General features: G+C 46.7%; 18 protein-coding genes and 2 tRNA genes. 15 read left to right on the top strand and 5 right to left on the bottom strand.

The window, feature by feature from the left end; all coding sequences use genetic code 11:
• The first annotated feature begins 93 nt into the window (after positions 1-93).
• From NWE96_09480 to NWE96_09490, 3 genes are all read left to right on the top strand, one after another.
• Positions 94-744: a class I SAM-dependent methyltransferase gene (locus NWE96_09480; protein ID MCW3984209.1), complete on the top strand. Its 651-nt coding sequence runs from the start codon at positions 94-96 to the stop codon at positions 742-744.
• A 5-nt stretch (positions 745-749) separates the two neighbouring features.
• Positions 750-1,475, top strand: coding sequence for a glycosyltransferase (locus NWE96_09485; GenBank protein MCW3984210.1), 726 nt, complete (start codon positions 750-752; stop codon positions 1,473-1,475).
• Between the two features lie 62 nt (positions 1,476-1,537).
• Complete coding sequence (locus NWE96_09490) at positions 1,538-2,302, top strand: glycosyltransferase family 2 protein (protein MCW3984211.1); 765 nt, start codon at positions 1,538-1,540, stop codon at positions 2,300-2,302.
• On the opposite strand, the gene NWE96_09495 is transcribed toward NWE96_09490, so the two are convergent.
• Positions 2,291-3,298: an AIR synthase family protein gene (locus NWE96_09495; protein MCW3984212.1), complete on the bottom strand. Its 1,008-nt coding sequence runs from the start codon at positions 3,296-3,298 to the stop codon at positions 2,291-2,293. The genes NWE96_09490 and NWE96_09495 overlap by 12 nt on opposite strands.
• Before the next feature lie 13 nt (positions 3,299-3,311).
• A complete protein-coding gene (locus NWE96_09500; protein ID MCW3984213.1) occupies positions 3,312-3,869 on the bottom strand; it encodes an ECF transporter S component in 558 nt (185 codons plus the stop codon).
• A 156-nt stretch (positions 3,870-4,025) separates the two neighbouring features.
• Between NWE96_09500 and NWE96_09505 the strand changes: the two genes are divergently transcribed.
• Both NWE96_09505 and NWE96_09510 read left to right on the top strand, forming a co-directional pair.
• Positions 4,026-4,427 carry a tetratricopeptide repeat protein gene (locus NWE96_09505; protein ID MCW3984214.1) on the top strand — a complete coding sequence of 134 codons (402 nt, stop codon included), beginning with the start codon at positions 4,026-4,028 and terminating at the stop codon, positions 4,425-4,427.
• Between the two features lie 178 nt (positions 4,428-4,605).
• Positions 4,606-4,683 (top strand) — tRNA-Arg (locus tag NWE96_09510).
• 327 nt (positions 4,684-5,010) lie between these two features.
• On the opposite strand, the gene NWE96_09515 is transcribed toward NWE96_09510, so the two are convergent.
• Both NWE96_09515 and NWE96_09520 read right to left on the bottom strand, forming a co-directional pair.
• Complete coding sequence (locus tag NWE96_09515) at positions 5,011-5,319, bottom strand: hypothetical protein (GenBank protein ID MCW3984215.1); 309 nt, start codon at positions 5,317-5,319, stop codon at positions 5,011-5,013.
• A complete protein-coding gene (locus NWE96_09520; GenBank protein MCW3984216.1) occupies positions 5,294-5,605 on the bottom strand; it encodes a hypothetical protein in 312 nt (103 codons plus the stop codon). The genes NWE96_09515 and NWE96_09520 overlap by 26 nt, the downstream gene beginning before the upstream one ends.
• A 273-nt stretch (positions 5,606-5,878) precedes the next feature.
• Between NWE96_09520 and NWE96_09525 the strand changes: the two genes are divergently transcribed.
• Positions 5,879-7,099 (top strand): ABC transporter substrate-binding protein, encoded by a 1,221-nt coding sequence (locus NWE96_09525; protein ID MCW3984217.1) that lies wholly within the window; start codon positions 5,879-5,881, stop codon positions 7,097-7,099.
• Positions 7,100-7,167: 68 nt separating this feature from the next.
• Here the strand turns inward: NWE96_09525 and NWE96_09530 are convergent, their stop codons facing one another.
• Positions 7,168-7,599, bottom strand: a complete 432-nt coding sequence (locus NWE96_09530) for a CBS domain-containing protein (protein MCW3984218.1) — start codon at positions 7,597-7,599, stop codon at positions 7,168-7,170.
• A 262-nt stretch (positions 7,600-7,861) separates the two neighbouring features.
• Between NWE96_09530 and NWE96_09535 the strand changes: the two genes are divergently transcribed.
• From NWE96_09535 to NWE96_09575, 9 genes are all read left to right on the top strand, one after another.
• On the top strand, positions 7,862-10,471 hold the full coding sequence (locus tag NWE96_09535) for a PQQ-binding-like beta-propeller repeat protein (protein MCW3984219.1): 2,610 nt from the start codon (positions 7,862-7,864) through the stop codon (positions 10,469-10,471).
• A gap of 156 nt (positions 10,472-10,627) precedes the next feature.
• Entirely contained in the window at positions 10,628-11,632 is a 1,005-nt protein-coding gene (locus NWE96_09540) for an alcohol dehydrogenase catalytic domain-containing protein (protein ID MCW3984220.1), read from the top strand.
• A gap of 144 nt (positions 11,633-11,776) precedes the next feature.
• Positions 11,777-12,475 carry a hypothetical protein gene (locus NWE96_09545; GenBank protein ID MCW3984221.1) on the top strand — a complete coding sequence of 233 codons (699 nt, stop codon included), beginning with the start codon at positions 11,777-11,779 and terminating at the stop codon, positions 12,473-12,475.
• Positions 12,476-12,992: 517 nt separating this feature from the next.
• Positions 12,993-15,791 carry a hypothetical protein gene (locus tag NWE96_09550; GenBank protein MCW3984222.1) on the top strand — a complete coding sequence of 933 codons (2,799 nt, stop codon included), beginning with the start codon at positions 12,993-12,995 and terminating at the stop codon, positions 15,789-15,791.
• 123 nt (positions 15,792-15,914) lie between these two features.
• On the top strand, positions 15,915-16,946 hold the full coding sequence (locus tag NWE96_09555) for a deoxyhypusine synthase family protein (protein MCW3984223.1): 1,032 nt from the start codon (positions 15,915-15,917) through the stop codon (positions 16,944-16,946).
• Positions 16,943-17,155 (top strand): hypothetical protein, encoded by a 213-nt coding sequence (locus NWE96_09560; GenBank protein MCW3984224.1) that lies wholly within the window; start codon positions 16,943-16,945, stop codon positions 17,153-17,155. Before NWE96_09555 ends, NWE96_09560 begins: the two co-directional genes overlap by 4 nt.
• Positions 17,156-17,197: 42 nt before the next feature.
• A tRNA-Gln gene (locus NWE96_09565) sits at positions 17,198-17,273 on the top strand.
• 70 nt (positions 17,274-17,343) lie between these two features.
• Positions 17,344-18,231 (top strand): alpha/beta hydrolase, encoded by an 888-nt coding sequence (locus tag NWE96_09570; GenBank protein MCW3984225.1) that lies wholly within the window; start codon positions 17,344-17,346, stop codon positions 18,229-18,231.
• A 540-nt stretch (positions 18,232-18,771) separates the two neighbouring features.
• The gene (locus NWE96_09575) at positions 18,772-20,775 is read left to right on the top strand and encodes a putative cobaltochelatase (GenBank protein ID MCW3984226.1); all 2,004 of its coding nucleotides are present in this window, start codon (positions 18,772-18,774) and stop codon (positions 20,773-20,775) included.
• Positions 20,776-20,780 lie beyond the last annotated feature (5 nt).

Here is a 20,780-nt window from a genome sequence, read left to right on the forward strand (position 1 = left end):
CAGAAAGCGACTATAAAAACAATTACAAGAATCCCTCCCTAATTATGGCTTAATATAGAAGCAGACCACACCACAATAATTGCAGAAAAACCAATGCCATACGAGCAAACCTACTTTACCAAATGCAAATACCCCAAAAAACAACAATTGATCGAACGCCACGTACTGGAAGTCCTCAAATGGGCAAACCAAACCTTCCAAATCAACCTCTTAAACGGCAAAGGCAAACGTGCGTTAGATGTCGGTTGCGCTCTAGGCTTTACCAGCCGGGTGCTGTTGGGGTTGGGATACGAAACTTACGGAGTGGATATTTCAAGTTGGGGCGCAAAACAAGCCAAACTAGCGGGCGGCGGCGAATTTTTGGTCTGCGACGCCCAAACAGCTCTACCCTTAAAAACTGAAGCATTTGATTTGGTGACTTGCTTTGATGTATTGGAACATATGTCTGATCCCGAAAGGGCACTTTTAGGTATGCTTGAAGCCTGCAAAGACACACTTGTCTGCACCACACCCAACCGAAGAGTAGAGAAACCCCTCCGCAAACTGCTCTGCGACTATGACCAAACCCACATCAGCACCAAAACCCCCAAAGAATGGCAAACCGCCGCAGCCCAATTGCCTGCCCAAAGCCGCAGGGTTGAGGCGTTCTATGATTTGGCTGTGAGGTTTGGGGGCAAGCTGTTTTTTAAGTCGTTTAGCCTTCCAACGTATGGATTAACGGTTAGGATAGCTATCAGGAAGTGACTGCGGTGGGGGAATCTGTGGATGTTGTGTTGCTGACTAAAGACAGCGAACGTGTCCTCAGGCGATGCGTAGAATCTATCTACCGAAACGTTCCCGTCGCGCAACTAATCGTGGTGGACGGCTACTCCAAAGACAACACGCTCCAAATCATCACTGAATTCGACAATAAATACCACAACGTCAAAGTCGTCATGGACCGAGGCAACCGCGCCACCGCCCGCCAAAAAGGCATAGAGCACGTCACCGCGGAGTGGTTTCTCTTCGTAGACAGCGACGTGGTGCTGTGTCGCGACTGGTATAAAAAAGCCCAAAAATATATCCAACCCGACGTCGGCGCCGTGTGGGGCATAGAAGTCTGGTCTACAATAACAAACCCCAAAACCCTGCGCCTCTTTTTGACGACAACCCGCAAGATTTTTGAGGTCCGCGGCGGAACCCACGACACCCTCATCCGCACTAGCACAATCAAAGACATCAAAATCCCGCCTGACCTGCATGTGTTTGAGGACTCCTACATTAAAGACTGGATCGCGGGCAAAGGCTACCGCGTGGTCGCCTGCTACAGCCCATTTTGCATCCACTACCGACCTGAGCAAGTGTGGACACTGCGGGGCAGCTTAGGTTTAATCGCGGAAGCTTTCGAATACGGTAGTCCGCAGTTGATTAGCAGGTTGCTGTTGGCTTACGGTTTCTACACTGTGTACTCAGTTTACCAGATGCTTAATTCCTGATTGGGGCGGGTTTTGGGTTTAGGTTTTTAAGCGCACCTTGCCATAGTTTGCTAAGGATTACTTTGAGGGAACCATCCGAAGTCGACGTGGTCATTCTGACAAAGAACAGCGAGCATTTGCTCGCTAAATGCTTGGGTTCAATATACCAAAATGTGCCCGTCAAAAACCTCATCATAATTGACGGCTACTCCACAGATACAACCCTCAAAATCCTCGAGCAATTCAACCGCAAACACCACAACATCCAAATCCACCAACTCAACGGCTCCCGTGCCAAAGCGCGCACCGAAGGCATCCGCAAAGTCACTACCGACTGGTTCCTTTTCGTTGACAGCGACGTGGTACTGTGCCGGGACTGGTTTAGGAAGGCAACTGGGGATTTAGCTGAGGGGGTGGGTGCGGTTTGGGGTTTAAACGTGGATTTGTTGCCTAATGTGAAAAACGGGCGTGTTTTGAAGTTGCAGAGTATGGTTGCTCGGCAATGCTTCAAGCTGCGTGGAGGGATGCATGATACCTTGATTTTGCGTAAGGCGGTGGAGGGCATCGTGATTCCTGAGGCGCTTCACGCTTATGAGGACGCTTACTTGGTGCAGTGGATCGAGGAACACGGCTATCGGGCGGTTATTGGTAGCGGCATCTATTGTCTGCATTGTAAGCCGCCTGAGAACTGGAACCTCAAAAACGGCGTAGAACAAGCCATCGTCGAGTTACGCTGCGGACTGCTATATTCACACATTTTCGAGTACATGGTGTTCTATCCAGTGTTCTTCCTCTACTGGGGACTGCAGCTGCCGCTCAACGGATTTAGAAATGGTTCATCGCGATAATGCTATCCAGAGGTGGTCTGAGGTTGGTCTTGGCAGCATCTCCGCAGACTCATCTCCATGCACAAGGATGCGTTTGTTGGGGTTGGGGTTGAATTCGCCGATGATGTTTGAGTAGATGTGCTCGCGGCTTAGGTTGTTGACGATGTTGTCTGCTTCCGCTGGGTCCGCAGCGATAAGGAGTGCGCCTGAACTAATCAGTTGGAGCGGGTCGATTTCGTAGAAGCGACAAATTTTTGCAGTTTCGGGTTCCACTGTGATTTTCTCTTCCAAAACCCTCACCCCCAAACCCGCCGCATCCGCCAATTCGTGTATGCCGTTTAAGACTCCGCCCTCAGTTGGGTCATGCATCGCGTGCACGCCGCCCGCGCGGTAAGCGATTAAGGCGTCTTTGACGACGCTGATTTGACTGTAAAAATGCTTAGCACCCTCAAGAACCGCTGGCGAAAACACCTTTTTCAACTGTTCTTCGCGGTCTGTTGCTAAAATCGCGGTGCCCTCTATGCCTGCGGTTTTGGTTAGGATGATCTTGTCGCCTGCCTTGGCGCCTGCAGCCGTGACATATTTGCCTTTCTCCGTTAAACCCACTGTGCAGCCCACCACAATCGGGTTAGCTAAGCCGGGGGTGGATTCGCAGTGGCCGCCAACTATGGCTATGCCGAGTTCTTTTGCGGCTTGATGCATCTGTGTGCTTATGGTTTCAACGATTTTGCTGTCCGCACCCGAGGGCAGCATGATGCAGCTAAAGAAGAACGCGGGTTCCACGCCGAAGGTGGAGACGTCGTTAGCGTTGATGTTTATGGCTTCCCAACCGATGCGTTCCACGGCGCCCGTTATGGGGTCCATGGAGACGATGGCGTGTTTGGTGCCTACATCTATAATTGCGCCGTCCACACCTGCCGCTGGTCCGAGAACAACTTCGCTTCGGTCTGCGCCGAGATTTTTGAAGACAACGTCTTTTAGGATGTCTATGGGAATTTTTCCAGGTGGCAGCTTCATGACTTATTCTCTGTTAAAGGTTGCTTTTAAGTTGTGGGAAAACCTTCAAAACCGCAATCATCACTGGAACTGCAATAACCAAACCGATGAGCATCTGGATGAAGTTGAAGGGCACCTCAACCAACGCCAGCGCTAGTGGATAACCCAGTATAAGAGTTTCGTAGAGCAGATATCCAGCAACCATCTCTAAACCGCCCACTGTAACCGCTATGGTGGCGCTCAACGCGATGCTTTTGGTTCTGTGATAAATCTTCCCCATCAACACTCCAACTATAAGACCTTCCACAGCTTTTATGGTAAATGTACCTGGAGCGAATTGTGCCGCGACGAGGGCATCTGCGATTGTAGCTCCTGCACCTGCCGCTGCCCCAACCAGTGGACCAAAAAGCAGGGCCGCTATATAGATGAGGGTTTCGCCGAGGTTGAAGTAGCCGCTTGTCGCGGGGATGGGAATTACAAAGAGCAGGGTTGCTACTGCAACAAGCGCCGCGAATACTGCTGCCGCTGCGATTTTGAAAGCGGTTGTTTGATCGTGTTTCGGTGTGTGTTGCGGTTTTTGTGCTTCAGTCATCCCTATCACGCTGTTATTTTCTTTGTGCAATAGATGTGGCTCCAAAATAAAAACACCAACGCTTCTCTGCCTACTACAACAGCCCAAGCCTTAGTGCTGCAGAGGTAGGGGAAAATTCTAAATCTTAGTCCAACCAAATATTTGCTGTTGATGATTATGAGTGTAAAAGAAGACCCGATTAAGCTCCACAAAGACGCTAACGCCTTAATGGAAAACGGCAAATACGCGGAAGCTCGCGACCTCTTCGTCAAGGTCGCCGAACTCTACTACAAAAATCAAAACTATTTTGGCTCCGCAGAAATGAACTATAAAGCAGGCGAATGCAGCTTTAAACTAAAAGAGTACCAAAAAGCAGTTGAACTCTTCACAAAATCCGCAGACGTCTCCTTCGCCAAGGGCTTTGACCGCTACGGGCTCAGCGGTCTTGAAAATGCACGGGACAGCCAAAAAGAGCTGGGTAACACCGCAGAAGTTGAGGCACTCAACGCAAAAATCGCGGAGATCAAAAAGAAACTGGAGCCTCCAGAAGAAGAATCAACGTTCTCTGTGTTTGGTTAAAACCCGCTTGAACCGCGTTTTTTTGGTTCTGCCTTTTTCTTTGCTTATGCCTTTTTTGAGCGTATCTCTTAGCTGGGGCAATCGTTTTTGGTTTGGCTTTGCGTGATTGCAAGTAAACTTGTACCTCGCTTATAGCAAGGCTTAAAACGTGAAAGCCCATTTTTATTCCAACCCAGTTGGGCGAGTAGCTCAGTACGGATAGAGCATCAGCCTTCTAAGCTGAGGGTCAAGGGTTCAAATCCCTTCCCGCCCGCCATACAATCAATTTACTTTTACAAGTTAATTCTGGATTTTCTTTGTTATCAAGACTGGCAAACTTGACCTTAACACTTCACCATCACCCCTTCAACCATAAAAATAACAAATGGCAGGTCAAGTTTCTGTAACAGGAACCATTTTGGCTGTAATTACTGTTAGTGACTTACAAGGTCATAGCGGCAAAAGTCATCCTTTAGATATTTACGCGCCCAATCCATCTCCTATAGTATCCGAGTTTCCCAAAACTGTGCTATTGAGTACACTCTTTGCTGCTGTAAGTCTACTTATATCGATTGGCGGGCGAAAGCTAACAACGATAACTATTTCAAACTAGTTTTAGCACTGTCACTTTTTTCTTCAGTCGATAGTAGAAAAATACGTTTACAATTACCATCATGATGAATATCATCAGTGGGTAGTTTGGTATCGGATAGGGTAAGGCGGTTGGTATTGGGGTGCCGCTTGGATTAAGTGGATATTCATAAAATATTTGGGTGCCTACACTGACCAGTTTGTATCCTGTTATTCTTAAAAGGATTAGTTCGCTTGTGGCAAAAAGAAGTGTCACCATTACCAAATTGAAAACGATGATAATAGATGTATACGTCTCAGTCTTCAATATTACTTTGCTCATCGCTGTTCATCTGTATGTTTTCTCTTTTTAAATACACAATCAAGACGGCATTTCCAACTACGGCGAAGATGAATACAGGTATTGGCCAGTTTAGAATGTCACTGCGCGCATAGGTGGGGGTTAATTCTATCGGCCCAACATAGCGTGTGTCGATGGTTAGGCTTATTTCTCCTACTACTTCTCTTCGTTGCTCTATGGAGTACAAGACAAACTGGTTTGATAGTAGTAGCAAAAAAGCCGTTAAAACATTGAAGGCAATGATGTAGGTTACCTTTTTGGTTGCCATAATTACTATTCGCTGTTATTTTAATATAAAATTAAACTGTTGTTTGGTTGTTTTTACTGTGCGTTTGGGGTTTCAAAGTGAAGTTGTCTGTTTGTTTTTCAATTTCAGTTGATAAACTTTTGTTTAACTTTAATTAAATTAAAGTTTATAGGGTTGGATGGATAATCCACCACTAATGGGGACATGCATGAAAACACCAACAAAAACCGAACAAACCTCACTATCTCATCTGAAATCAGCCTTTTACAAACTCGCAACCAGAGGTCACTTACGTTGAAGAAACCTATCATAGCCTTTATCCTTGCAGCATTGATCCTTGCCTCCTCTCTTTATGGCGTCTACAGCCTGATTTACATGGCATCCCCTTCTACATCATCCCCTCCGCTATCCAACTCAACACCCACCCCTACACAAACCCTGCCAACGACAGCTCCAACACAATCTGCGACATCAAACCCAGCAGCCGCGCCCACAACACCACCAACCAAGACACCTGAATCTACCACATCGTCAAGGTCAACGTCTTCGTTTTATCCGATTGAAACAATTATCACTGAACAATCGCCATCATATGTTATTATAAAAGATGTATACGGCAACGATGTCAATGTCACCCTTCCAGTGAACCGTGTTGTTTCCATTACCAGTGGTGTTACAGAAATAATCTACGCAATCGGTGCAGGAGACAAAGTAGTGGGCCGCGATTCATATTCTGTTTTTCCTGATGCCGCCTTGCAAGTGCCCATCGTGGCGCAATCCTCCGCAAGCCCAAATACGGAACTAATAGTAGACTTAAAACCTGACCTGATAATTGCGGACACTATGCTAAGCAACAGCACTAAAGCCTCTCTTCAAGCATACCTCGGTGTGCCCGTGCTCATCCAAAGTGCAACCCAATCCGACCTTGTTGTGCCATTGGTAAAAGCCCTCGGTGCAGTTATGCAAAAAGAGCAGACCGCACAAGAGTTGGTTAATTTTATGAATGGTGTTACTAATCTTGTTGCAGACCGCCTCAAGAATCTGTCAGAAAGTCAGAAACCCCTAGTTTACTATGAATGGAATAAGGCTTGGTATAGCACTAGCAGTTTGGGTTTGCCTCATCAAATGATCGTTGACGCTGGCGGGATCAACCTCGCTGCAAATGGGACCGTAGCTTATCCGACTTTGAGTCCTGAATATGTTTATGAACGCAATCCAGACAAAATCATCCGTATTTTAAGCGACAAAGCCCACAACATCACGGACTTTCAAGTTCTCCGCCAAGAGGTAATGACCCGCACTGGATTGGTTGGAACAAAAGCAGTCCAAAACCAGGAAGTATACATTCTGAGCAGCGCTTTACGAACGGGGATACGAAACCCCATTGGTTTGCTGACTATGGCTAAATGGCTCCATCCGACCCTCTTTGCCGATGTAGATCCGGTTGCGTTGCATAGTGAGATGATTCAAAAATTCTTTAAAGAATCCTTGACGGGAACATATTCGTACCCCTAAATCTATGAAACCCCGCGCGGCAGCTACGAGATTTCCCCTTTTTATTTGAATTTCTACCGATAAAAAAACTAAACACTGGGACTTGCTGGATAGCGACCTAAAGCTTCCAAAATCTCTTCGCTTGTGGTCTTTTTGCCCACGTTGCGTACAAAATCTGAGGCTGCGACTATGCCTACGAGCTTGTTTTGTTTTAGTACGGGGAGTCGGTGGATTTTGTTTGTGGACATGACTCTGGCAGCTTCTTTGAGAGACGTTTCGGGTTCAACGGTTATGACGGTTTTAGTCATGACTTCAGTGATTTTTTGGTCTAAGGGTGCCCGTTTTGCCACGATTCTTCGCACTATATCGCGCTCGGTGAGTATGCCGACGGGGAATCCCTTGATGACTACTACTAGGCAGCCTAGTCCTTTTTGGGTCATGAGTTCAGCTGCTTCAAAAACGGTTTTGTTTGCTTCTATGGTTACGACGTCTTTGGTCATGATATCTTTGACTTGCGGCATAGGCTTTCAAGCAAAATGATGGTTGTTTTATTCATAAAAGGTTTATTATCTGCTTTGTTTATATGGCGAAGGTTCAAAGGCTTTCTTGGTTGCATTTTAATTATATTTAAATAGATAAAAACTGTTGAAAAATATCTTGCTTTATGTATAATTTGTACTTTTTTACAGGCTATTTGGTGACATGTTATTTTTAATATTGAAAAACCTTATAAGTTTAAGCGCTACCTCTCTAGGCTATAACTTTAAGGAGAAAAAGGAAAAATTGAACACAAAAAGTAAAACCATAGCTATTTTCATCTCAGCAATAATGCTCATATCCATAGGAGCATCAACATTGCTACCATCCGCATCCGCACGCGAAAACATCCCAACCTACGCTTACGTCGCAGCCCTACCCGACCATGTCGGCGTCGGTCAAGAAGTCATGATCTACATGTGGATCGACAAACTCTTTCCAAACGCGGACATGGACAACGACTACAGATTCCACAACTTTAAACTCGTTATAACAAAACCAGATGGATCAACAGAAACTAAAACATGGGAAACCATTTGGGACACAACATCCAACCAGCAACTAAAATACGTCCCAACCATGAACGGAACATACCACCTAAACTTCACCTTCCCAGCACAATCCGTTTCAGCAGTATCACACCTCCCTGGCGCCACTGAAAACGACACCTACGCAGCAAGCACAGCCTCAACCACCTTTACAGTCTCAGAAGAACCAATCCCCAGCGTAATCGACACATACCCCTTGCCATCAGAATACTGGACTCGCCCAATCTACGGTGAGAACAGCATCTGGTACTTGATTTCCTCTAACTGGCTTGGAACAGGCGCACCAGGTTATGGTGGCTTTGCAGGCACCTACAACTATGGTGGCAACAACATGATGTACCCAGCCGACGCAGTCGGACCCGAAACGGCCCACATCATGTGGACCAAACCCCTCCAAAGCGGAGGAGTAGTTGGTGGAAACAACTTCAAGGGCTACGAAGGAAACACATACTTCGAAGGCTCAGCATACCTACAACGTTTCACAAACCCAATCATAGTCAACGGCAAACTATACTACACTGAACCAGTCTCATATCTGTCTCCAAGCGGTGGCCCAACCAAATGTGTTGACCTGCGCACAGGACAAGTATACTGGTCAAGAACAGATGTACCTGCACTTTCGCACGCAATAATCTTCGACGCAGAAAACCCCAACCAACACGGTGTCTACAACGCATTGCTTGTAGCTCAATCCGGTGGCGGTTGGACAGGTCTACCTACAACTTGGCGTTTCTTTGACGCAGACACAGGTAACCCACTATTCAACGCAACCAACATTCCCTCAGGCAGAAAAGCCATGGGTCCACTCGGTGAGTACCTAATCTACAACACAATGTCCCAAGCAGGAAACTACGTTGTTAGACAATGGAACTCCAGTAAAATGTGGACTTGGACAGACACACCATCAGTTACAACTGGTGACGCAAGCACAGCCGCAAGGTTCGACTGGGTAAAACCAATCACTTACAACGGTGCAAACTGGACCACACCCTTCACAGTTGTCGAAGCATACTACGACGACATAATGCTATGTTACAACGGTACCTTACCATCAACGGGCTCTAACTTCTTCTTCGGCTCAACAGAAACCTACAAAGAATACACTTACTTCGCAGTTAACCTAAACGCTTCAAAAGGCACCATAGGCAACATCCTCTGGATGAAAAACTACCTGCCCCCTGTCAACGCAACCATACTCCAAGCAGGCGTTGACCCAGTTAACCGCGTATTCGTAGAAAACGTTCGCGAACTCAACGCTTTCATCGGCTACAACCTAGACACTGGTGCAAGAATCTGGAACACTCTGGAATATCCACAGACCGCCATGGACTACTATGGTAGCCCTGCTTCAGGCAGTTTAGCTAACATGTTCGCATACGGCAAAATGTACAGCAGTGCATACGCAGGTATCGTTTACTGCTACGACACAACCAACGGCAAGCTACTCTGGACCTACGGCAACGGTGGCCCAGGCAACAGCACCGATGGTGGCTTAGACGTTCCAGGACGCTATCCAACCTTCATCAACGCATACGGCAACGGAATAATCTATCTAGTTACTACAGAGCACACAATCGAAACTCCTCTCTACAAAGGTTCACTATTCCGTGCAATCAACGCAACTACAGGCGAAGAAGTCTGGACACTCAACGGTTACGTAGGTGAATTCATGACTAACAGCTACGCTATTGCAGACGGCTACGCAACTTGGTTCAACGGCTTAGACAACCAAATCTACAGTGTCGGCCGCGGTCCAAGCGCAATGACTGTCTCAGCACCCAACCTAGCCGCACAAGCAGGTCAAAAAGTTGTAATCCGAGGCACAGTCACCGACATATCCGCAGGCACAACACAAAGCGAACAAGCAGCACGTTTCCCCAACGGCGTTCCAGTTGCATCTGACGCCAGCATGAAAGACTGGATGGGCTATGTCTATCAACAGAAGCCATGCCCAACTAGCTTCACAGGTGTCGAAGTAACCATAAACGTCCTCGACGCAAACGGTAACTACCGCTCAATCGGAACAACAACAACCGACGCATACGGAGTCTACTCACTCTCGTGGCTACCTGACATTCCAGGTGACTACAGAGTAATCGCTACATTCGCAGGCACTAAAGGCTACTGGCCATCCTCAGCAGAAACCAGCTTCACAGTCTCTGAACCAGAACCATCCGCAACCCCCATCGCAACACCAGAACCAACCGCAGCTGACCTATACTTCGTGCCCGCAATCGTTGGCTTATTCGTAGCAATAATAGTTGTTGGTTTACTACTAGCATTATTGTTGCTCAGAAAACGCCCATAAACCAAGAATAAATGCAAACCATTTATTCTCCCCCTTTTTAATTTTTTTAATTCTGTTTCTGTGTTACTGCAAATCTACAACCACATACCAATAAATCACGCAGTCAATTGACCTTCTAAACAGGTAACCAAACTCTTTTCAGTGGTAAATGTCTCCATGAAGGCTCAGTTGTGCACCCGAATCGACAAAATCGAAAACCACCCCCTAAAATACACAACCCACCCAACCCCCCAACCTCAAGTTGACCAAGTGTTCATCAAAGTTCAAGCCTGCGGCGTATGCTACAGCAACCTACACATGATAGAGGGAGAACTCAAACAATTCGGTGTACCCAGTAAACTGCCCATAATTCCTGGTCATGAAGTCACAGGTGTGATAGAAGAAGTCGGTAGCCAAGCAAGAGGTTTCGAACGCGGTGACAGAGTCGGGGTGCAGGTGCTCTGGAAAACAGATGGAACCTGCGAATACTGTCTTTCAGGACGAGAAAACCTCTGTTTAAACCGCCAAACAACAGGCGAAGTCGTGGACGGTGGATACGCGGAATACATGGTAGCGCCTGCCGCTTTTGTTCATAGATTACCTGACAATTTGGGGTTTGACGAGAGCGCTTCCCTGTTTTGTCCTGGAATAACTGCGTACCATGCGGTGAAGCGGGCAAATGTGCGGGTGGGGCAGAAGGCGGCAGTGATTGGAATCGGAGGCGTTGGGCACATGACTTTGCAATTCGCCAAGTTGGCCGGGGCGGAAACCATAGCGGTAGACACTTCCGAGACTAAGCTCAAGTTGGCACAAGACATTGGCGCAGACCACTCTCTGACCGCGATGGAACTTGACGAGTTTATCCTGAAAACAGGGAGACCCGACATAGTTATGGTTCATGCGCCTTCGCAGCAAGCGGTTGAGCAGGCCATGCGAATTGTTAAGCGTGGCGGCACGGTTTTGATGGGCGTCTGCGGCAATGTAGCTGTCCAGTTTCCAGAGGAGTACTCTATCGTCGGCAGTGTTATTGGTACGCGGCAGGAGATGAATGAGGTTCTCAGGTTGGCGTCTTTGGGAAAAGTCAGAGTGGACTGGAACAGTTACCGCCTTAGTGAAGCGGAGGATGTGCTTGTTAAGTTGAAGCAGGGCAAAATCGTGGGAAGAGCAATATTGGTGCCATGATTTTTTTAAAATGCAATTTTGCTGGAAAGCTTTAGAAAAGTTTCTAATCTGCGAAATATTTTGATTTACTTATCGTCGAACCGGGTTTAGAATTAAGTTTAAATCACCATTCTGAATACCTTTCTGGATTAAAGGTGCGCTCTGATGCTTTCGCTGCTAATTAAGACCCTCGGTTTGGTTTCTATTGTTTTAAGTTTGGTACTAGTTTACTTATTTTTTAAAGTCTACAGTACTCAGCGCTCAGTCATTTTACTAGGTCTTCCATTAGGCTTCTTGTTTTTGTCCGTGTCTTTCATCTTTTTAGGTATACACCTATTTTTTTATACAATAATTGATACTTTTTCAAGTTCTGTGATGTGGCTACGTGTAACTACACAGACTTGCGGTTACTCTTTTATCGCTTTATCATATTTTCTAAGTGGTCATTCGCAAAAACGCACAACACACAACCTTTCATCTCTTGCCATCGGATCAATTTTATTGATTGCATCTGTTTTTGGTGTTTTACTCGCAATTTATCCTTCTGGATTGGTATCTGTCTACTCCTACAATTTATTATTCACCGTTGCCAACCTCTGTTTGATCTCCTACATTCTTTTCTTCATCATCAGACGCTTGGAATCGGCTACAGAAAATATAGCTCTCCTCATCAGTGCACCCGTAGCTTTTGCTTTCTTATGGTTGGGACAATTTTCTTTTTTAATCACTAAATTGGACGGCGGTGATGCTTCCTTGATAGGTTCACAAATTGCTCCAATTATTGGTCTAACAATTTTGATCCGAATATATTACCTAAATAGTAAGAGGTGCCACGTACCCGTTGACGACCAGCAAACGCAGTAAAGTCGAAATTTACTCGGCTATACTTGACGGTCTATGCCGAGAAGGCGGTAAACTGGGAAGAGCGAGCCCGACAAGAGTAGCGCATCGCGCCAACATTCCATATGACCGTTTTCAAAAGATTATGGAGCATTTCTTTGAGTTAGATTTGGTTAGTCGAACGGAGGCGGGTCTTTTAATCACTCCGAAAGGACTGAAATGTTTGGAACAGTTTAGAAAATCTAAGGCGTTTCTCAGGAGTATGGGTCTATCGGTCTGAGTTCATATTGGAAAATGTTTTCAAAACTATTGAAATTTTTATCTCTTTGATGTGTAAAAAATAATTTTATTGAAAGTTTAACACTGATTAGATTACAATTTTTTACCTAGTAAAATAATTTTTATTCACTTGTCGTTCATCGAATTTAAATACATTCTCTATTGCTTTGAGGATAGGCAGATCTGCATTTCAAAAAATAGCTGACTGCCTAAAGGAGAAAAGAAATGCAAATAAAAAAATCAATAAAGGAGAAATAAAAAAATGCAGATATTTCGAAAAAAAACCATAATCAGCATATTTATGGTATTTGCTCTATTGATGATCGCTACACCTCTTGTGCTTTCCCCAACTGCTTCCGCTCATACACCAGGCTGGAATATTCCAACTTATGCGTACCTTGCCGTTTCACCCAATCCCTACGGAATTGGTTCAGCTCAACCTTTGCTTATCGTATTCTGGATTAACGTTGCACCTCCAACCGCAGCAGGTAGTACAGGCGATAGATGGCGAGGCTTTACAGTAGACGTTACAACTCCATCAGGCCAAGTTAATCACTTCGGTCCAATCACTTCTGACCCAACAGGTTCAAGCTTTTTGCAATACACACCTACAGAGATCGGAAACTACACTGTCTTCTTTAGTTTCCCTGGACAAAACCTAAGCCGCACAGGTCCCACAGGTTTAGTCGGTCCAGACAGCATATACGTTGGCGACTACTTTATGCCCAGCAATACAACGCTAACATTCACTGTGAACGATACCCCTACCTCTTACTTCCAAGAAGCACCCTTACCCGGAGCCTACTGGGAACGACCGATTAACGAAAACAACCAATTCTGGTCTGTAATCGGTGGACACTGGTTAGGCCAAAACGAATATGGCGCAACCTACTTAAAATACAACCCATACGGTCGAGCTCCAGACACAGCACACGTTATGTGGACCTATCCCCTGACTTGGGGCGGAATAGTTGGAGGAGATCATGCAATCAACGATTATATGAGCTTCTATTCTGGCAGCCAATACCAACTTAAATTCACTAACCCAATAATCATGTACGGAATCTTATACTTCAGTCTCCCAGTAAACAACGCAATTCAAGGAAACGGAGTCACAGCAGTAGACTTACGGACAGGAAAAACATTGTGGACTAACCCCGCTCTCACATCAGTAACTTTTGGGCAACTATATGATTACGAATCTCCAAACCAACACGGAACTACCGGCAACTATCTATGGTACTCTGGAACCGCAATTGGAACAGGAATCACCAACCCCAACCAGACTGCGATAAATGAATACATAGGTGCTACAAGCTTTTTAGGCGCAACTTACGACAAGAGTCTCGGTGCAGTTCCCGCAATTAGCAGCCCCACACAAGCAGTTAACGCCGCCGGCAGTTGGATTGCAGTTGACCCACAAACCGGTAAATTACTGTTCAACGAAACAAACGTTCCAACAGGAACACGCGCGTACGGTCCACAAGGAGAATGGCTAATCTACAACATTGGTCGACCAGCCACTGCAACTGGCACAACACCCTTCACATATCTATGGCAATGGAATAACACTAAACTCCCAGGGAACGACGTAGCTGGAGGAATCTCTCAATGGCTTCCGGGCATCACAAACTACAACATGAGCACCGCATACGACTGGAACGTAACGTTGTCACAACCGCTTTATCCAACGCTTACGACGATAGGCGCCACTGGTGGCTTCGGTGGTTCTGCGTCATTTAACGCCACAACAGGTTTATACACAAACAACCCAACAATACTCAGAGTTTTCCCAGGTAACGTAATCTTTGGTCAAAGCTCAGGACTTCAGCAAACACCCGGAACAAGTTCAGGCACATGGGGAACCCCAGATCCATACGTGCTATGGGCAATCAACCTCAATTCATCAAGAGGACAAATAGGCCAAGTGCTGTGGCAAAAGAGTTATCAAGCTCCTGCAGGAAATCTGACAGTTTGCATCGGACCAGCTGACGGAGAAACCAACGTAGCAACACTCTACTACCGAGAAACTATGCAATGGGTGGGTATTGATTTGCTTACTGGCAACCAGATATGGGGACCAACCGCATCCGAAACGCCTGCTTGGAACTTCTACACAGGAACCACAGGACTTACAAACCCCATCGGATTAGGCTATGGCCACCTCTACGTAGCAGGATACGGAGGAATACTTAGAGCATACAACCTTAAATCAGGACACATAGACTTCACCTATGGCAATGACCCCAATGACCCAAGAAATAGCACTTATACCGTAGAAACAGCTTATGGAACATACCCAACTCAAGTAGCTGCAATCGCCGACGGAAAAGTCTACCTAGTCGAAGAAGAACACTCATTAAACGCTCCCGCATACCACGGTGCAAAGACACGTTGTGTTAACGCAACTACTGGCGAATTGCTATGGGAAATGTATGGTATGAGCTCCTGGCAAGAGCAAGCTGTAGCTGACGGCTACTACGTATGGTTTAACATGAACGATCAAAGAATCTACTGCATTGGTCCCGGACCAAGCGAAACAACGGTAACTGCTTCTCCATCAGTGACGGCACAAGGCAATAGCGTAATGATCACGGGTACAGTCACAGACCAATCACCAAATCAAGACCTTAAAGGTACCGCAGCTATCTCAGACCAAGACCAAGGCAGATGGATGGACTACATGGTAACAAAAACAATAGCTGAGCCAACAGACGTAAAAGGTGTCCCTGTCACTTTAACAGCTCTAGACCCCAACGGCAACCTAATTTACATTGGTACCGTTACAAGTGACCAGAGTGGCTTATTTAAGAAACTTTGGACTCCTGAAGTTCCTGGCGAATACACTATCTATGCAAAATTCGAGGGTTCTAAATCTTACGGCGGTTCATCAGCAACAACTGCTATTGGTATTACAGAGCCACTTGCAACACCTGCACCTACTGAAGCGCCACCAGCATCAATCGCAGACATGTACTTCATTCCAGCAATTGCAGGTCTCTTCGTCGCAATCATCATAGTTGGTCTGTTGACAGTCTTGATGGCTAGAAAACGCCCATAAAACAACATAAACAATTTCCCTTTCTCTTTTTTATGTACCTTTTTCAGCAAATTTTTCGTCTCTAAATTAGGGTAACGAAACCTATTTCCCTAATCAGCCCATACCATACCAAAGGTGCACTTGATGGATCGAAGCGACTACCTAAAAGAACCCGTAAACCACATAAAAATCCAGAGCCCAATGACCGTCGACCAGCTTATGCAGCAATTCAGCAACTCAGGCTCGTTTGGCGCTGGGAGACTGGCGGCTGCATGTGACACCTACGAGAAGATGCTCAAAGACCCCGAATGTACCGTGTTTCTGGGGTTATCAGGCGCTGTGGTTCCCGCTGGTATGCGCACCTTAATCACAGACTTAATTCGCAACCACCTTGTCGATGTAATCGTAAGCACTGGTGCTTGTATGGTTCACGACGCCATAGAAGCCATCGGCGGACACCACTACAAGGGCGGCTGGGCAGTCAACGACCAAGAACTCTACAAGTACCACCTGTTCCGTATCTATGACCTCTTTGTGCCTGAAGAGGACTACGTTAAGCTCGACTTCAAATTCTCAGACATATACACCGACATCGCACGCGAACGCAAAGGCGAAAGCTTAGGTTCAGACGAATTCACCCACGAAATCGGCAAACGCTTAGAAGACAAAAACTCGATCCTCCGCGCGGCATACGAGGAAAACGTGCCCATCTTCCTTCCTTCGGTGCGTGACTCAGAATTCGGTTTCATCCACTGGCTCCACAGCAGCCAACAACAAGACCCAAAAGCCGTGCTAAAACTCGACGCCTTCAAAGACGTTCCAACAATCTGCGGTATATGCGCCGATTCACCAAAAAACGGCATGATAATCATAGGCGGCGGAGTCCCCCGCAACGCCATCCAATCCTCCACCTTAGCCTCCAAAAAAGGCCTCGACTACGCCGTCGTCATAACCATGGATCGACCCGAAACAGGCGGCTTGTCAGGCTCCACTTTAGAGGAGACGGTAAGTTGGGGCAAAATGAAAGGCTCCGCAGACCACGTCATGGTCATCGGGGAGGCGTTGATGGTTTTCCCGTTTGTGGTGGCTTCGGTGACTGAGCGGCTCGGCAAAGACTTTAAACGTCAAGGTTTTTTACAGAGAACTAAACAGGCAAATAAGGGAAAAACACCATGAGCGGCGGCGAAGGAGAATTCTGCGGTAACTGTGACGGACACAACTGCTACGATTATCCCTCCAAAGTGTTCTGCAGCACCCGGCACGCAAAAAACTTGGATCCAATCGTGGACACGCTTTGGCGTTGCGAAAGCTACAACCGAGTCAGCCAAGAATGCTACTGTGTGCGGGAAGCGCAGAAAGCTAAGAACAGCGGTAAAGAAACGTAACGGTAAAGTTATAAAACCGCGCGTCGATGTCTGTTTGTTTGCAGCCCAGTGGTGTAGTGGTCAAGCATAGGGGCCTCTGGAGCCCTTGACAAGAGTTCGAATCTCTTCTGGGCTACCATTCATCTTTTGCACTTGTAAAACCTAATATTTCTTTTAAGTAACTGAGTAACTTATTGTTGGCGAATTGGTTGACTGCTCAAACTTGCCATCTGCCAGATGGACGCAAACTCGCATACACAACCGTCGGCGAAGGTTACCCTGTGGTGTACTTTCATGGAACTGCCAGTAGTCGCCTCGAAGTGTTGCTTCTCCAAAAACTCGCAGAATGCGGTTTGAAGCTTATCGGTGTGGACCGACCCGGGTATGGTTTATCCACCTATAAACCTCGAAAAAGCCTCTCTGACTTTAACGGCGACTTGAACTGTTTAGCTGATGCTTTGGGGCTGGAAAAGTTTGCGGTTTTAGGCTGGTCAGGCGGCGCCGTATTCGCATTGGCCTATCTAGCAAACAACCCACACAGAGTATCCAAAGCCGTTGTAGTCGCTGCACCCTGCTTACCCTTCGACGTTTCAACCGCCCACAACACACCCCTCGCCAAACATCTGATGAGGTTTCCAAAAATCGGAGAATTCGCCATGCGTCACCTCAGCCGCCAGCTGCTCAAAGCGAACGGTAACCCACAAGCATTCTTGAAAACCCCGCAAGGCAAACAGTTGCTCCATGGCTGTTCAAAAACAGATTTAGCTTTCCTCCATGACCCATCTTGGGTTGGGCTGATGTACCAATCTATGGCTGAAGCATTCCGACAGGGCAACGGTGGAGTAAGAGCCGTGGTCGAGGAGCATCAGCTGTTCATGAAACCTTGGACGTTGTCTTTCGAAGCGGTTGGCGAGGGCCAATTGTGGATTTGGCACGGTTCCGACGACAAAACTTGCCGAGTCGAAAACGCCTACGAGCTTGCGCGGTCGGTGCCTTCGGCGCGGTTGGAGATTTTTGGGGGTGCTGGACATTTTGTTATGTTTGAGAATCTGGGGCGTTTGGGGCAAACTCTATTATTGCCTTGTGGGAATGCATAGGTTAAGGTGGTTTGATATGGCTGATTTGAAGGGTTGTCCGTTTGGGCAAGACATAAAGAATGATTGTAAAAACTGTGACTACGGTGATACTAACCATTTTGATGCGGCGACTGGGCAATGTGTTAAGCGTTAGTTTTTTAGGTTTTTTGTTTGTGTGTTTGCTGTAGGTATTTATTCAATTTTGGTTTATTGTTGTTGGTTTGGGGTTGATTTCCGTTAAATTTATAAGCAATGGATGGATTATCCATCCAATACAGGTGAATTGCGCGAGCAAGCTCTGAGTGGTTTCTGCCCCTGCTCAGCAGTTTGCTCGCATCTATCATAGATCGCCCAAGGCGAAGCCTGTCGGGGGTGCCGGTTATCCTGGGCCGGTTGCCCCTTTTTGATTTGCGTTTTCTGGCGGGGTGTTTTTTTGAAAGGTTGGGTTTTTGTTTGGTTGGTTTTATTCAACTTAGTTTGTTCAACTTGAGATTAACTTTTGTTTAACTAAGGTTTATAAGTTTTTGTTGGATAATCCAACCAACCGTGGAGACTGAACAATTGGGCAACAAAACCATCTACCCCTTCAGCGCCATAGTCGGCCAAGAAAAAATGAAAACCGCACTAATCCTAAACGTCATCAACCCCAAAATCGGCGGCGTACTCCTCAGAGGCGAAAAAGGAACAGGCAAATCCCTAACCGTCCGCGCCCTAGCCAACCTCCTACCAGAAGTAGACACCATCGCTGATTGCCCCTTCCACTGCGACCCCACCCACCCCAAAGACGCCTGCGACGCATGCAACGCCAAAATCGCGCGCGGAGAAAAACTCATGGTCACAAAACGCCCAGTATCGGTTGTAGAGTTGCCCGTCGGCGCCACTGAAGACCGCCTCGTAGGCACAATCGACATAGAGAAAGCCATCAAAACTGGCGAAAAACACTTTGACCCCGGCATCTTGGCGCAGGCAAACCATAACCTCCTCTACATAGACGAAGTAAACCTCCTCGACGACCACCTCGTAGATGTCTTGCTGGATGCTGCAGCGATGGGAGTAAACTATGTAGAGCGCGAAGGTGTCTCTTTTAGTCATCCTTCTCAGTTCGTTTTGATTGGCACGATGAACCCTGAAGAGGGTGAACTTCGACCACAGTTGCTTGACCGTTTTGCCCTTTCCGTTGAAGTTAAAGGCATACCCTACAAAGAAGCCCGTGCTGAAATTGTGCGGCGCCGCATTGCTTTTGAAAGCGACCCAGTCGCCTTCATCGCTGCTCAAAGAGAGAGTCAAGAGCAAATGCGTCAAAAAATCGTTTCCGCTACCAAACTTTTGCCTAAGGTAGTCTTATGCGGTGAACTGCTTGATCTTATAACACAAATTTGTACCGACTTCGCCGTTGACGGGCACCGTGCAGATATCGCTATGTACAAGACTGCCTGTACGCTTGCTGCTTTCAAGGGGCGGGTTGATGTTACCGAAGAAGATGTCAAGGAAGCAGCTGAGTTTGTGCTTCCACATCGTCAGCGAAGGCAGCCTTTTGAGGAACCCAAAATGGAGCAGCAGCAAGTCAATGAAAGCATTGACCGATGGAACAAGAATCAACAAACACTGCCCAAAGAAAATGACGTTTCCCAAAATCCTGATGATTCACCCAGTGAACAGCAAGAACCTACAAAAGAACAAATTTTTCAAGCCGATAAACCCTACGCCGTTAAGCCTTTGACTACCCCTGTTCTTGACGAAATCCAGCGAAACGGCTCAGGAAGACGGTCAAAGACTCTTAGTGATTCAAAAAAGGGCCGCTACGTAGCAAGCATGATTCCCAAGGGAAAAGTTGCCGATTTGGCTTTTGATGCAACCCTCCGCGCGGCGGCACCTTTTCAGAAAAGACGAAGAGAGGAAAGAAACGATCAGCAAACAGCCTTTTTGATTGAACGCAGCGATTTGCGTGAAAAAGTCAGAGAAACAAAAATGGGTAACTTGATTCTATTTGTGGTTGATGCCAGCGGCTCAATGGCGGCAGAAGAGAGAATGAGCGCCACAAAAGGTGCCATTCTTTCTCTTCTGCTAGATGCCTATCAACGACGCGACCGCGTGGGTCTCATTGCGTTCCGTAAAGACAACGCCGAACTGGTGTTGCCGCCGACCAATTGTGTGGAGTTGGCAGAAAAATACTTGGCTAAGCTTCCTACAGGCGGAAGAACTCCGCTGGCTCATGGTCTAAGACTGGGTTTAGATACAGTTAAGTTTTGGAACAAAGACGGCAAAGACATACCTTTGCTTGTGTTGGTTTCCGATGGCCGCGCAAACGTTAACCTCAACGGTGGAGACCCTGTTGAAGAAGCAAAACGGATTGCCCACCGTATAGGTTCTGAAGGAATCCAAACCATCGCTGTTGACACTGAGAAGGGTTTTCTGAGTTTTGGTTTGGTTAGGCAGATTTCTGAGGCTATGGGCGGTAAATATCTGCGTTTAGAAGAGTTAAGTGCTGCGCCGATTGTGTCTGCTGTTCGTGAGAACTTGTTTGATGATTATAGGATTTTTTTAGATAATCCTGTTAGGAGGTGAAACAT

The sequence above is a fragment of the Candidatus Bathyarchaeota archaeon genome (assembly GCA_026014685.1).
Lineage (GTDB): Archaea > Thermoproteota > Bathyarchaeia > Bathyarchaeales > Bathycorpusculaceae > Bathycorpusculum.